This window comes from Idiomarina baltica OS145 (genome assembly GCF_000152885.1).
In the GTDB taxonomy this organism is placed as follows: domain Bacteria; phylum Pseudomonadota; class Gammaproteobacteria; order Enterobacterales; family Alteromonadaceae; genus Idiomarina; species Idiomarina baltica.
In genome coordinates, this window is the sequence record NZ_CH672407.1 from 164,442 (window position 1) to 178,096 (window position 13,655).

Below are 13,655 nucleotides of genomic sequence, written 5' to 3' on the forward strand. Positions count from 1 at the left end.
TGTGACAATTGCAAGCTGTCATCAAATCTTCATATTAGAGTAACTCAACTGCAATGTACGAAGTTAAGTTAATGGGCTGCTTTTACAGCCCATATTCCATCGCAATTTCATCGCAACAGTGTTTCTTAGGGCACAACTCACAGTCTTTCATTACCTTTTCTGGTAACTGTGCTTTATCGCACAGCGTAAAGCCTTGCTGCTTAAAAAAGTCAGGCACACGGGTCAACACAATCACGCGCTTTAATCGGATCTGACGCGCTTTCTGACACAAATGCTCAACCAACATACGACCTTGACCTCGCACCTGGCTTTGTGGATTGACTCCCAACGAACGTATCTCAGCTAAGCCCGTGGTATAGATATAGAGCGAAGCACACCCAGTGACTTTGCCATCGACTTCAGACACGGCAAATTCATTGATTGAGTGCACAATATCATCTTTGGCTCGTGGCAGGTTTTCGCCGGCACCCGCCCAATGACCGACCAAGCCGACAATCGCATCAATATCATCCAGCGTAGCATCACGAACCTTAATACGCAGACCTTGCTGAAGCTTCTTAAGCGCAGCTTGTGTCTGTTCAATGCTGGTGCCCCCGAGTGCATTTCGTTTTGCCAATAGCGCTTCAATGCTCAACCATTCATAAACGTCAGGCATAATCACCGAATGCACTGCTTGCAAAGTACTGAGAGGCAAATCTTCGAGCGGTTGCTGGTGCTGAAGCGCTAACTGCACGCATTCCCCTACCACTTCATGCGCGGTACGAAATGGAACGCCTTTGCTAACCAAATAATCAGCAAGCTCAGTCGCATTTGAATAGCCGCCCTTCGCTGCTTTTAGCGCCCTTGGCTGATTGACAGTGAGGCCGTTCACGCATTGCTGTGCAATATCGATAGAGGCTCCCCACTGGGTATAGCTGGCAAACAAGCCCTCTTTGTCTTCTTGCATGTCTTTGTTGTACGCCAACGGGAGTGCTTTCAATGTCATCAACAGTCCCACTTGCGCGCCAACTACACGTCCCGACTTGCCGCGAATAAGTTCAAGCGCATCGGGATTCTTTTTCTGGGGCATCAGTGACGAGCCGCTGCTCACATCATCGGCTAATTCAACAAACCCCGCTTCACCACTGGCATAAAAAATTAAATCTTCAGCCATGCGTGAAAGGTGAATCATCGACAGTGAAGCCACCGATAGCAGTTCGACAATAAAATCGCGATCGGATACGGCATCTAAACTGTTCGCCGCCGGCGCGCTAAACCCCAAACGAAGCGCTAAGTCCGTTCGATCGATCGGATAAGCCGTACCCGCTAGAGCGCCCGATCCGAGTGGACACACGTTGATACGCGCTAACGCATCTTTTAACCGTGCCTGATCACGCTTAAACATCTCAACATAGGCTAAGCACCAATGCGAAAATAGTACCGGTTGTGCGCGTTGCAAATGCGTATATCCAGGAATCACCGTTGTTGCCTCGCGCTCGGCCAAATTGGCCAGCGCTGCAATCAATTGTTCGAGTCGCTGCCACTGGGTCTCTACCTGCGCTCGGCACCACAGTCGAATATCGGTGGCGACTTGGTCATTACGGCTACGACCTGTATGCAGTTTTTTACCCAGATCGCCAATGCGTTCGATCAGCTGACGTTCAATAAAGGCGTGAATGTCCTCATCACCCGCCACCGCGACATCACCTAAGCACCCACTCCAGTGTTGTAAAATGTCATGCAATGCATGCTGTATATGGCTGTACTCATCGGTCGTTAAAACGCCCACCTGTTGCAGCGATTGCGCCCAAGCAATACTGCCCCGAATATCAAACTCAAGTAGTACACAGTCAAATGGCAGCGAGTCATTAAACTGCTGAAAGGCTTGGCTGGGAGGCGCACTAAACCGGCCTCCCCAAAGTCCCTTGGTCATATTCGCCTCCTACACTTTTGCCGTTTGTTTTAACGCGCGGATACGGCTCGACAGTGAATAGAGGCGAATAAAGCCTGCGGCATGCTTTTGGTCATAAACATTATCGGCACCGAAGGTGGCAAACGCCTCGCTGTAAAGAGAATAAGGAGAACACTTTTGCGTGACAGTAACATTACCTTTATAGAGCTTAATCACGACTTCACCGGTTGCCACTTGGTTCAGACTTTCGGCGGCGGCTAACACCGATGCTTGGTTAGGGGTAAACCAACGCCCATCGTAAAGCAACTGCGCAAATTGCTCGCTTAACTGTGTTTTCCATGAGCGCGTCATTTTATCAAGCACCAACTCATCAATGCCACGTAAAGCGTACATCATGATGGTCCCCCCCGGCGTTTCATAACAGCCACGGCTTTTCATACCCACTAGACGATTCTCGACAATATCAACGCGACCAATACCATGTTTCGCACCTAGTTTGTTCAGTTGTTCGAGGCATTTCAGAGGCGACAACGCTTCACCATTAACACTCACCACAGCGCCTTGCTCAATCGCTAGACTGATATACTCAGGTTCATCGGGTGCTTGTTCAGGTGAGCAAGTCAATGTCCAGACTTCATCACTCGGTTCACACCAAGGATCTTCAAGCTCACCTCCCTCATGTGAGATATGCCACGCGTTGGCATCGCGACTATAGATTTTCTTGAGTGACGCAGAGCAGGGAATATTACGCTCTGCAAGATAAGCAAGTAAGCTCTCCCGACTACTTAAGTCCCACTCTCGCCAAGGCGCAATCACCGTCAGTTCAGGCGCCAGCGCGGCGTAGCAAGACTCAAAGCGGATCTGGTCATTACCTTTGCCAGTACAACCATGCGCTAAGGCATCCGCATTGACTTTACGTGCCAATTCTACTTGCGCTTTGGCGATTACCGGACGAGCCATCGCCGTGCCAAGTAAATAGCTCTGCTCGTAGACGGCACCGGTTTTCAGGCTTGGATAAATGTAATCGGCTGCAAACTCATCTTTAAGATCAACAATATGACACTCGCTAGCGCCGGAGGCTTTTGCTTTTGCTTCCACGCCTTCGAGTTCTTCTGCCCCCTGCCCTACGTCTGCGACAAACGCCACCACCTCACAGCCGTAGTTTTCACGCAACCAAGGCACAATGACAGATGTATCTAAACCACCAGAATAAGCCAATACTACTTTGTTCATTGTTTGCTCCTTAGCTCGCGTGTTGCAGGGTCAGTGTGTTTTTAGGGTTAAGTAAAAGATGAAGCAGCGCATTTTGTGCAAATAGCCGATTTTCTGCCTGCTTAAGACACAGTGAATCGTCGCTATCCATCACTTCAGAAGTGATTTCGTAATCACGATGGGCGGGTTGGCAATGCATCACGGCATTCGCTCCGAGCCGTTTAATGAGGGCGGCGTTCACCTGATAAGGCATAAAGGTGGCTTTAACCTCATCAAGACTTTGCTGTTGTCCCATCGAAACCCACGTATCGGTATAAACAACATCGCTCTGCACACAGGCCTCAGGATCATGAACCTGCTTAACGGAACCGATCCCGGCTTGATTAAGTTGATCAATATCCGTCGCGCTGAGACCATGACCGGCAGGGGTTACTAAAGTGACATGCATGCCGAGTAGACAACCATAAAGTGCCAGCGAACGCGCCACGTTGTTACCGTCTCCCCAGTAGCTCAACGCTTTACCACTCACATCACCATAATGCTCGACCAATGTAAGACTGTCAGCTAAGGCTTGGCAGGGATGAAACTGATCGCAAAGGCTATTAATCACCGGCACAGAGGCATGCTTAGCCAACTCTTGTAAGGTTGCATGATGATTCACGCGTGCCACAATAGCATCGCACCAACATGACAGGTTTTTTGCGTAATCCGCGATGGTTTCGCGTTGCCCGAGTTGGCCGTTTTGCTCGTCGAGGTAAACGCAATGGCCACCTAAGCGTTGGATACCCACATCAAGCGATAGTCGTGTGCGCAAACTAGGCTTCTCAAACAACGTCACGATGCTTTTTCCAGCTAGACTCTGAGTAAATTTTTGCGGCTGTGACTTTTGCTCAATAGCCGTATCTATCAACTGTATTAGTTGGCTTTGGGTAAGCTCATTACCCGTTAAAAAATGTGTGTTCATACGAATCTCAAATATTAAAAAACTAAGGATTAATCAATGTGCCGGAGTGATGACGGGTGTCGCACGAACACCCGCAGATTCGCACTTGTTTTTGTAGGAATTGAGCAACGTTTAGCGCCTGCTCAACTTTGAGTCGCATGCCACCCATGAGAGTGCCCGACTGGATAAGCTGTTCGATACTGTCACTATCGAGTTGCGCGATAGGTTGTTGTTGGTCGTCAAGCACCGCAGGTACATCGCTGACAAAGGTAAGGGTCGCGGAAAGCGCTTTAGCGAGTCCCGCTGCCGCCTCATCAGCGTTTACATTAAGCCACTGGCCTCGGCTATCAAATCCGACACAGCTCACGATAGGTAGGTGCTTCTGCTCTAATAACGTCAGTAATAACTCACTCACTTCAAAGGGCTCAATACAATGACCCGTCATACCCAATTCGGGCTGCCCTTGTTGGACGCGCAAACCCGTTTCAAATAACGTTAGCCCGACCGGCTTGAGTGTTTGTTTAATTGCCATGCCCAGTAGCTGCTTATTAACGGTGCCGGCGAGTGCCCCCACAATCAGCGGCATTTGCTCTGCCATACTCACACGTAAACCGTGATACTTAACAACTGACAGATTCAACTTGGCAAACAAGTCGTCAACCTGCTGGCCACCGCCATGAACGATAAGCGTGGGCTCTAAGTTTTGTTGCTGAGCAATATGTTGAAACAGCGTCGTTAAACCTTGCGGATCATCAAGTACACGCCCACCGAGTTTGATGACATTCATAGCGGTACGCCCTCCTCACTCGGTAAACCCAACTTTAAGTTGAAGCATTGCAGAGCCTGACTAGCAGCGCCTTTGAGTAAGTTATCAATGGCACTGAAGATCACCAACGCGTTGCCATTCAAATGCCAGCCGATATGACACCGGCCGCTATTAACCACATCGTTCAGTGCCGGGTATTCACCCTCGGCTATGTGAACGAGGGCGCTGGCTTGATACACGTCGAAAACTGTTTTTAATTGCGCCTGAGAGGGTGCCTCATTGAAGTAGATAGTAATAGTCGCAAGTATGCCCCGCTTAAAGTCACCTAAGTGAGGCAAAAACAGCGTATTCAGTCCACTGTAGTAATCAATTTCTGGCTGATGACGGTGAACACCAGCCTTGTAGCCTTGTAGCGATAACTCGGCGGCTTGGGTTTTGAGGCTTACGGAACGACCCGCGCCGGTCACGCCTGACACCGCGTTAATGACGGTATGATTTATTTGGTGGTTAAACACTGCAAGCGGTTTGAGCGCCAGCAGGCTAGCGGTGGGATAACAACCCGGCACGGCTATCCAGCGGGCATTATCAAACTCTTCATCTAGCCATTCCGCTAATCCATAGACTGCTTTGGCTAATGCCTCAGTTGCTGGGTGTTCAAAGCCATAAAAGCGCGGATATAAATCTGCAGTGGGCAACCGGAAGCCGCCTGACAAGTCAAACACGGTTGCCGTTAACTGACTCAGCTGGGCATACCATTGGCAGCTCACTTCGTGCGAGGTACATAAGAACACGGCATCGGCATTAGCCAAAGCATCCGTAACCGTACCTACAGGCAAACCGAGTAAAGGTAGATCAACACGCCCCTTAAAACGTGGGTAAAGCTGAGCAATAAACTTATCACGATCATGACTCTGCTCAGATACATATAGCGTCAGCTCGCCAACAAGCCGGTGATCATTTAACAATGACACCAACTCGGCGCCCGCGTAACCACTGGCACCGATGACCACCACATTCTGGAGTGAATATTTTTTTGCTGACTGCTTTCTTTCCATCTCAAAGTCTGCTTACTTATTTGCATCTGGCTGAATTTGTATGCAGACTAACTGAATAAATATATTTATGCAACTTTTATGGATAATTATCTATGTCGATTCCATCCTTTTTTAAAATGTATCAAGCGCTGATAGCCCGCCCATCGATCAGCTCCCTCGACCCAAGCTGGGATCATTCCAATAAAGCAGTTATCGAGTTACTGGCGGATTGGTTGGAACAATTGGATTTCGATGTCGAAATTCAACCTCTGACAAGTAATCCTAGTAAATTTAATTTACTGGCTAAACGCGGCCACGGCAGTGGCGGCCTATTGTTATCTGGACATACGGACACGGTTCCCTATGACCAGCAACGGTGGCAATTCGATCCGTTTAAACTGACAGAGAAAGATAATCGTTGGTATGGCTTGGGCTCGATTGATATGAAAGGCTTCTTTGCTTTCATCATTGAAGAATTAAAGCAGCTACCCGCGCAATATCAAACTAAGCCGATCATGATACTCGCGACTGCGGACGAAGAAACCACCATGGCAGGTGCTCGCCAAGTTGACCAATTTACCAATCTCAAACCTGATTTTTGTATTATTGGTGAGCCGACTGAAATGCAGCCAATACGCGCCCACAAAGGCCATATAACCGAATCCATTAAGGTCATCGGGCGAACCGGTCACAGCTCTGATCCAAGCCTGGGTTTGAATGCGATTGAAGTGATGCATGAAGTTATTGAAAAGCTACTGTCGTTTAAACAAATTATTTCGCATAAATATTCAAACAAGCTGTTTGACATTCATTATCCAACAATGAATTTTGGCTCGATACACGGTGGCGACAACGCCAACCGAATTTGTGGCTGTTGCGAGCTTCAGTTGGATATTAGACCGTTACCCGGGATGAGTATCACCGATTTGTACGGTGACCTGAATCAATTGTTGAAACCCGTTATGTTAAAATACCCCAACGCAGTCGAACTCATTGCAATGCATGAACCTATCGCAGGTTTTGAGCAGGCTCCGGATGGGGCCTTGGTGGCATTGGCTGAACGTATCGCGGGTTCATCAGCGCAGGCAGTGAATTACTGTACCGAAGCGCCGTTCTTACAGCAGCTCGGATGCCAAACACTGGTCATGGGTCCAGGCTCTATTAAACAGGCACATCAGCCCAATGAGTATTTAGAGCTCGATGACATAAAAACCACAGCAGCCCAGTTTCGTCGACTGATAAAGGGTTTATGTTTTGACGACATAAGCCGATAAGAGGGTGTTTTAAACAGTTAGGTTATATAGATAAAAATTAGAGGGACGTATGTTTAGAAATTTCTCGATTGGAACGAGATTAGCCGCTACCTTCGGATTGTTAGGTGCAATCGTTTTGGGGCTCGGCGTTTTCGCATTGATGCGACTTGATGGCGTTGTGACACAGCTTGATTTTATTACAGATGAGCAAATGCCAGCTATTGATAATGTAAACGATCTCGATCGCGAGTTCCTTCGCGTGCGTGTTCACGCAGCTAATGTTGCAACCTATTTGAACGACGCAGACCGGTTGCAAGCCTATCTCGCAAAATATAGCGACGCAAAAGATAGCTTAAAGCGCAATTTAGGTGAATATCAAAAGCTCATCAACGATAGCAGTGAGCGCGACAAATTTAAACGTCTCAGCGCTTTACTTGATGAGTATTGGGCGGATGACAAACAATTTCTTAAGTTGGTTAATGCTAAACTAGCGGAGCCCATCGCCTCACTACGAGAAACAACGATACTACCTCTAACCAACAAGATATCGACAGTACTCGACAAGCTTTTAGCAGAAGAAATGGCGCAGGTAAGAAGCGTTTCAGATCGCGCAAAGAGTATTGCGTCAATGGCCCAGGTCGGCGTCATCACCGCTATTATCATTGCTCTTATTTTAGTGACTGTATTCGCTTTCTTACTCACACGCAGTATTGTCACCCCGCTGCGCGGCGCGGTTAAATTTGCCGAGACTATCGCCCAACGCGATCTAACACAGCATATCTCTGTTCAGGGCTCTGATGAGCCGGCACAACTACTTCGCCAACTTATCGAGACGCAGCGTGAGCTACGTGACTCAATGGGCCAAATTGCGCAGTCATCTCAGCAGTTGGCCTCAACCTCGGAAGAGCTCAGCTCGGTGACCGATGACAGTAGCCGAACCATTCAGCAACAAACAGAAGAGCTCGAACAAGCAGCCACTGCGGTTAACGAGTTAACCACTGCCGTTGAGAATGTAGCGCACGATGCACAGAGTGCCTCGGAAGCATCCGATGCTGCCGACGAACGTGCTCAGTTTGGTAACGACCGTGTTATCAAGACCGTTACAGCGATTGAAGAGTTATCCCAAGAAATTGGCGACTCATCGAATAATGTCACTGAGCTTGCCGAAAAGGTTAAAGGCATTACTAAGGTGCTGGAAGTTATCCGCGGTATTGCTGAGCAAACCAACTTGCTGGCACTCAACGCAGCGATAGAAGCCGCGCGTGCGGGCGAGTCCGGTCGTGGCTTTGCAGTGGTTGCAGATGAAGTACGCTCACTAGCTCACAAAACTCAGCAATCAACGGTTGAGATCGAAGACATGGTCGCCGCAATTAATGATTCTAGCGACCGTTCTGTGAATACCATGAAACAGAGTTTAGAGCGCGCCTCTCGAACTTTGGATATTGCGCGTGAAGCCGGTGATGCATTAAAACAGATTGCAACAGCGGTTAGCGAAATTAATACGCATAACACGTCAATCGCTAGCGCTGCGGAGGAACAAGCCAACGTAGCACGCGATGTCGATAGAAACCTAGTTAGTATCCGCGACCTGTCCAACTCGACAGCCTCAGGCGCTGAGCAAACCAGCGCTTCAAGCCAAGAGTTATCACGCTTAGCAGTGGATCTAAACAACTTAGTCGAGCGCTTCAAAGTGTAAGACTCAATGTGCGGGGATGCATGTCCCCGCACAATTTTTAATCGCCTAGAGACCATAAGTAAAATAAGTATAGAAAATAGCCGCCATCATCCGTATAAATTAGACGAATATCATACCCCACTCTAAGCTGAATCTGTGTTAACAAACTACTAACATCAGGTTCAGGTTATGACATCTCGACTTTCCTTTAATGCGAAATCAGTGCCCCATCAAGCGCGCTTATTTACGCCACAATTTATGTCCTATTTTGCCGACTTGTGCGAACGCTTCATGCCACGTCATGCAGAATTGCTAGATACTCGGTCAAAAAGACAACAGCGTATCGATGCAGGCGAACTACCCGACTTTGATCCGAACACCCAAACCATTCGCGAGGGCGATTGGCATATTCGCCCATTACCCAAAGATCTGACTCGCCGTCGCATTGAAATCACCGGTCCGGTTGATCGTAAAATGGTTATTAATGCACTCAACGCCAATGTTGACTGCTATATGGCCGATTTCGAGGACTCCCAATCACCGACTTGGGATGGGTTGCTCGACGGTCAAGTTAATTTAATTGACGCCAACCGCAACACGCTGAGTTACCAGGATCCAAAGAGCGGCAAAGCATACAACGTGAATCCCAACCCCGCGCTGTTAATTGCGCGGGTACGTGGATTACATCTGCCAGAAAAGCATTTGTGCTTTGAAGATTTGCCTGTGCCAGGTGCTCTGCTTGATTTTGCATTGTATTTTTACCACAACTATCGCGTCCGATTAGATGAAGGTACGGGCGTCTATTTCTATTTACCCAAATTAGAACACAGTATCGAAGCACAGTGGTGGAGCGATGTATTTCACTATTCGGAACAACGCTTTCAGCTCAAGCCGGGCACCATTCGTGCAACAGTACTGATCGAAACATTGCCTGCGGTTTTCCAAATGCATGAGATCCTGCATGCGCTTCGCGACCATATCGCGGCACTCAATTGCGGTCGTTGGGATTATATTTTTAGTTATATAAAAACCCTGAAAAACCATCCTGACCGAGTGCTCCCTGATCGCCAGCAAGTCACCATGTCGCAACCGTTCCTTAACGCTTACTCTCGCTTACTGGTATATACCTGCCACAAACGGGGCGCGCTTGCAATGGGCGGTATGGCGGCGTTTATTCCGAGTAAAGATGCCAGTGAGAATGAACAAATACTCGATAAGGTCGCCAAGGACAAGCAGCTCGAATTTGATAATGGCCACGATGGTACTTGGATCGCGCATCCTGGGCTTGCCGACACCGTGAGCGCGATATTTGTCGATCAGCTCAGCGGCGATAACCAACTGCATGTCTTGCGTGAGCAAGATCACGCCATTACTGCATCACAATTACTCAGTCCGTGCGACGGCGATCGCACTGAGGCAGGCATGCGCACCAATATCCGGGTTGCATTGCAATACATCAGCGCTTGGCTCGATGGCCGCGGTTGCGTGCCTATATACGGATTGATGGAAGACGCTGCCACCGCAGAAATTTCGCGGGCATCAATTTGGCAGTGGATAAAGCACGAAAAATCCCTCAGTAACGGGACTTCTGTCACTAAGGCTCTATTCAAACAATTCCTCGCCGAAGAAGCAGCGAAAGTGAAACAAGAAGTGGGCGAATCAATATGGCAACAGCAGCCTTTTGATAAAGCGGTCGCGTTACTCGAGGACATCACAACTGCCGATGAGTTAGTGGAGTTCCTCACACTGCCCGGCTACCAACAACTTGATTAATTAACCAGACAACAGGACAACATCATGACTTTATCAACACAACAAGCAGAGCAAGCTAAAGCGCTTGAACAAAGCTGGAAAAACGATGCCCGTTGGGCACAGGTTAAACGCCCCTATAGCGCCGAAGAAGTGGTAAAGCTTAGAGGCTCATTGCAAGTGCAACACACATACGCGCAACACGGCGCCGACAAACTATGGCGCTTGATTAACGGTGAAGCTCAGCAAAAATTTGGCAAAGATTACGTCAATGCACTTGGCGCTTTGACTGGTGGACAAGCGGTTCAACAAGTCAAAGCGGGGTTACAGGCGATTTACCTCTCCGGCTGGCAGGTTGCAGCAGACAATAACTCGTCACGCAATATGTATCCAGATCAGTCGCTTTATCCCGTCGATTCTGTACCAACCGTCGTTGAGCGCATCAACAACTCGTTTGCTCGTGCTGACCAAATTCAATGGTCAAAAGGTATCAGCCCAGATGATGAGCAATACATTGACTATTTTGCACCTATCGTCGCGGATGCCGAGGCAGGCTTTGGTGGGGTATTAAACGCCTATGAATTGATGAAGCGTATGATTCAATGTGGTGCGGCAGGCGTCCACTTTGAAGATCAGTTAGCGTCAGTTAAAAAGTGCGGCCATATGGGTGGTAAGGTTTTAGTACCTACCCAAGAGGCGGTGCAAAAACTCATAGCAGCGCGTTTTGCGACCGATGTTGAGGGCGTACCTACGTTGATCGTAGCACGCACCGACGCCAATGCCGCCGACCTGCTAACGTCGGACTTCGACGATAACGATAAACCATTCGTTACCGGTGAACGCACCGCTGAAGGTTTTTACCGTGTGAAACCCGGTATTGAGCAAGCTATTTCGCGCGGTCTTGCTTATGCGCCTTATGCGGATTTAATTTGGTGTGAAACAGCCAAGCCTGACCTCGACGAGGCACGTCAATTTGCCGAGGCGGTGCATGCTAAGTATCCGGGCAAACTCTTAGCCTACAACTGTTCACCTTCGTTTAACTGGAAGCGCAACCTCGACGATGCCACTATCGCGAAGTTCCAACGCGAACTGGCTGCCATGGGCTATAAGTTCCAGTTCATTACCTTAGCGGGTGTTCACAACATGTGGTATCACATGTTTGAGCTCGCACACGACTATGCTCGTAACGATATGTCAGCGTACGTTCGTCTGCAGCAACAAGAATTTGATGCCGCAGAAAAAGGTTATACGTTCGTGGCTCACCAACAAGAAGTCGGTACTGGCTACTTTGATTCACTCACTAATGCGATTCAAGGCGGCAGCTCATCTGTCACCGCATTAACCGGTTCAACTGAAGAAGACCAGTTTAAAACGACCGCGTAAAGCGTAAATCGGCAGCGTACGGGAAGATATCTTTAATTACCCCCTCCTTGATATCTTGCTGGCGCTGCCGCCAATACATCGGATCAACCAACTCCGGATGAGCACTTAACAGGAGTTCGCGGTAGCGTGGCTGTGGCACCGCGAATATGGCCAACTGTTCGGGAAACACATCGTCCGGCGCAAAAGACACTTCATGATCGGCTTTAGCGAGTGACTTAAAATTCATATCAGTGAGGTAACGCACCTCGTCATAGTCATAAAAAACTACGCGCTTGTGGCGTGTCACACCGAAGTTCTTCAACAGCATATCGCCGGGGAATATATTCGCCGCGATCATATCTTTAATCGCACGACCATAGTCATCGATAGCCGCTGCCTGTTCAGCCTCACTGGCATACTCTAAATACATGTTGAGCGGTATCATGCGACGCTCAACAAAACACTGGCTAATCACCAGTAAATCGCCTTCGAAACGAATACTGCCACCAACGGTCGTTAACAGCTCGTCCATTAAATCATCGGCAATACGGTGCTTAGGAATCGCTACATCAGAGAACTCGAGGGTATCTGCCATACGTCCTACACGGTCGTGCTGTTTAACCATGCGATAGCGTTCGATCACCGTATTCCGGCCGAAGCCTTTGGTATCGCCTAGCTCGTCCTTAATCACTTTAAACACGTAAGGGAACGATGGCAGTGTAAATACCGTCATCACCATTCCTTTTACCCCAGGCGCTGCGCTAAGTTGCTCATTGGAGTTGGCAAGTTGTTTTAAAAAGTCACGGTAAAACTCAGTCTTAGCCTGCTTATGAAAGCCAATTGAAGAATAGAGCTCGGAAAACGTCTTGCGCGGCATGAGTTGTTTCAGAAAGCGTACTAATGCCGATGGAGCCTCGGTTTGCACCATAAAATACGAACGCGCAAAACCAAATATCGCCGCCATTCTGTCCGACTGAGTAATAAAGGCATCCACATACAACCGCCCCTCGGGATTAATCAAAATAGGTACAATAAACGGATAGCTGTGTTGTTGCGTTACTATGCGGCCAACTACGTAGGCCGCTTTATTTCGATAAAAGGGCGTTTTCAGTACGTCGATACGCACTTCGTGCGGTTCAACTTCATCTTCTATAGCACGTTGCAAAAAGGTGGCACGCAGCTGTTCGACATCATGCTTAAGGTTCTCGAAGGTATCCCCTAAGCCTAAATCTAAAAATAGCTGCTCTAATGTTTGGGTGAAGCCTTGATAGACAGGGAAATAAGACTGATAAACGTGCTCAATAGGAACCGGGGTGCATTCCTCTAACGTCGACTCGACAAAAATAAAAGCATTGTGAAAATACTGACGCTCAAACGCACGACAGAACACCGAATTATAAAAAGTTTCGGCTAAATCCGCTTGCGGATGAAACTGCAACAGCGACTGGTAGCGTTGCCGAACGCTCAACCATAAGGCTTCATCAAATTGCGTTTGATACTGCAACAACTCATCGCTGGTTAGCGCCACTTGTTTGTCATAGTAACTTATCCGCTCTGCCGCCGCGCCAATAACGTCCTGCCAACGTTGCGCTAAAAAGCGTTCAGCAGCGCCCTGCGTAAGCAATTGAAAGCGACTAAAGTGGCTGTGAAAGCCCGCTAAGATAAGTCGCGCAAGTTCATCGGCTCGGTTTAAATCAGTGCTCATTCAGCTTTTTCTCGCGGTTGATATATCTGCTTACATTCTTACACACATCAAAATACAACCCTTTT

Annotated in this window: 10 protein-coding genes; 4 read left to right on the top strand and 6 right to left on the bottom strand. The window is 48.4% G+C overall.

Annotated features, from left to right (window positions below):
- Positions 1-82: 82 nt before the first annotated feature.
- Genes argH through argC form a run of 5 tightly spaced genes read right to left on the bottom strand, consistent with a single transcriptional unit; the run spans position 83 to position 5,867 of the window.
- The gene (argH, locus tag OS145_RS09880; RefSeq protein ID WP_006956273.1) at positions 83-1,912 is read right to left on the bottom strand and encodes an argininosuccinate lyase; all 1,830 of its coding nucleotides are present in this window, start codon (positions 1,910-1,912) and stop codon (positions 83-85) included.
- 9 nt (positions 1,913-1,921) lie between these two features.
- Positions 1,922-3,124 (bottom strand): argininosuccinate synthase, encoded by a 1,203-nt coding sequence (locus OS145_RS09885; RefSeq protein WP_006956274.1) that lies wholly within the window; start codon positions 3,122-3,124, stop codon positions 1,922-1,924.
- A gap of 10 nt (positions 3,125-3,134) precedes the next feature.
- Complete coding sequence (locus OS145_RS09890; RefSeq protein ID WP_006956275.1) at positions 3,135-4,067, bottom strand: ornithine carbamoyltransferase; 933 nt, start codon at positions 4,065-4,067, stop codon at positions 3,135-3,137.
- Positions 4,068-4,089: 22 nt separating this feature from the next.
- Positions 4,090-4,833, bottom strand: a complete 744-nt coding sequence (gene argB / locus OS145_RS09895; RefSeq protein WP_006956276.1) for an acetylglutamate kinase — start codon at positions 4,831-4,833, stop codon at positions 4,090-4,092.
- Positions 4,830-5,867 (bottom strand): N-acetyl-gamma-glutamyl-phosphate reductase, encoded by a 1,038-nt coding sequence (gene argC / locus OS145_RS09900; RefSeq protein ID WP_006956277.1) that lies wholly within the window; start codon positions 5,865-5,867, stop codon positions 4,830-4,832. Before argC ends, argB begins: the two co-directional genes overlap by 4 nt.
- 92 nt (positions 5,868-5,959) lie before the next feature.
- Between argC and argE the strand changes: the two genes are divergently transcribed.
- The 4 genes from argE to aceA all read left to right on the top strand — a co-directional run bounded on the left by argE (position 5,960) and on the right by aceA (position 11,906).
- Positions 5,960-7,120, top strand: a complete 1,161-nt coding sequence (argE, locus tag OS145_RS09905) for an acetylornithine deacetylase (protein WP_006956278.1) — start codon at positions 5,960-5,962, stop codon at positions 7,118-7,120.
- A 49-nt stretch (positions 7,121-7,169) separates the two neighbouring features.
- Positions 7,170-8,795 (top strand): methyl-accepting chemotaxis protein, encoded by a 1,626-nt coding sequence (locus OS145_RS09910; RefSeq protein WP_006956279.1) that lies wholly within the window; start codon positions 7,170-7,172, stop codon positions 8,793-8,795.
- A 168-nt stretch (positions 8,796-8,963) separates the two neighbouring features.
- Positions 8,964-10,547, top strand: coding sequence for a malate synthase A (aceB, locus tag OS145_RS09915; RefSeq protein WP_040488080.1), 1,584 nt, complete (start codon positions 8,964-8,966; stop codon positions 10,545-10,547).
- Positions 10,548-10,571: 24 nt separating this feature from the next.
- Positions 10,572-11,906, top strand: coding sequence for an isocitrate lyase (aceA, locus tag OS145_RS09920; protein ID WP_006956281.1), 1,335 nt, complete (start codon positions 10,572-10,574; stop codon positions 11,904-11,906).
- On the opposite strand, the gene aceK is transcribed toward aceA, so the two are convergent.
- Positions 11,890-13,590 carry a bifunctional isocitrate dehydrogenase kinase/phosphatase gene (aceK, locus tag OS145_RS09925; RefSeq protein ID WP_006956282.1) on the bottom strand — a complete coding sequence of 567 codons (1,701 nt, stop codon included), beginning with the start codon at positions 13,588-13,590 and terminating at the stop codon, positions 11,890-11,892. The two genes, aceA and aceK, sit on opposite strands and share 17 nt — an antisense overlap.
- Between the last annotated feature and the right edge of the window lie 65 nt (positions 13,591-13,655).

What these genes read in the sequence shown, in the direction of transcription:
- argH (WP_006956273.1), bottom strand. Translation starts at nt 1,912, where the DNA reads ATGACCAAGGGACTTTGGGGAGGCCGGTTTAGTGCGCCTCCCAGCCAA.
- OS145_RS09885 (WP_006956274.1), bottom strand. Translation starts at nt 3,124, where the DNA reads ATGAACAAAGTAGTATTGGCTTATTCTGGTGGTTTAGATACATCTGTC.
- OS145_RS09890 (WP_006956275.1), bottom strand. Translation starts at nt 4,067, where the DNA reads ATGAACACACATTTTTTAACGGGTAATGAGCTTACCCAAAGCCAACTA.
- argB (WP_006956276.1), bottom strand. Translation starts at nt 4,833, where the DNA reads ATGAATGTCATCAAACTCGGTGGGCGTGTACTTGATGATCCGCAAGGT.
- argC (WP_006956277.1), bottom strand. Translation starts at nt 5,867, where the DNA reads ATGGAAAGAAAGCAGTCAGCAAAAAAATATTCACTCCAGAATGTGGTG.
- argE (WP_006956278.1), top strand. Translation starts at nt 5,960, where the DNA reads ATGTCGATTCCATCCTTTTTTAAAATGTATCAAGCGCTGATAGCCCGC.
- OS145_RS09910 (WP_006956279.1), top strand. Translation starts at nt 7,170, where the DNA reads ATGTTTAGAAATTTCTCGATTGGAACGAGATTAGCCGCTACCTTCGGA.
- aceB (WP_040488080.1), top strand. Translation starts at nt 8,964, where the DNA reads ATGACATCTCGACTTTCCTTTAATGCGAAATCAGTGCCCCATCAAGCG.
- aceA (WP_006956281.1), top strand. Translation starts at nt 10,572, where the DNA reads ATGACTTTATCAACACAACAAGCAGAGCAAGCTAAAGCGCTTGAACAA.
- aceK (WP_006956282.1), bottom strand. Translation starts at nt 13,590, where the DNA reads ATGAGCACTGATTTAAACCGAGCCGATGAACTTGCGCGACTTATCTTA.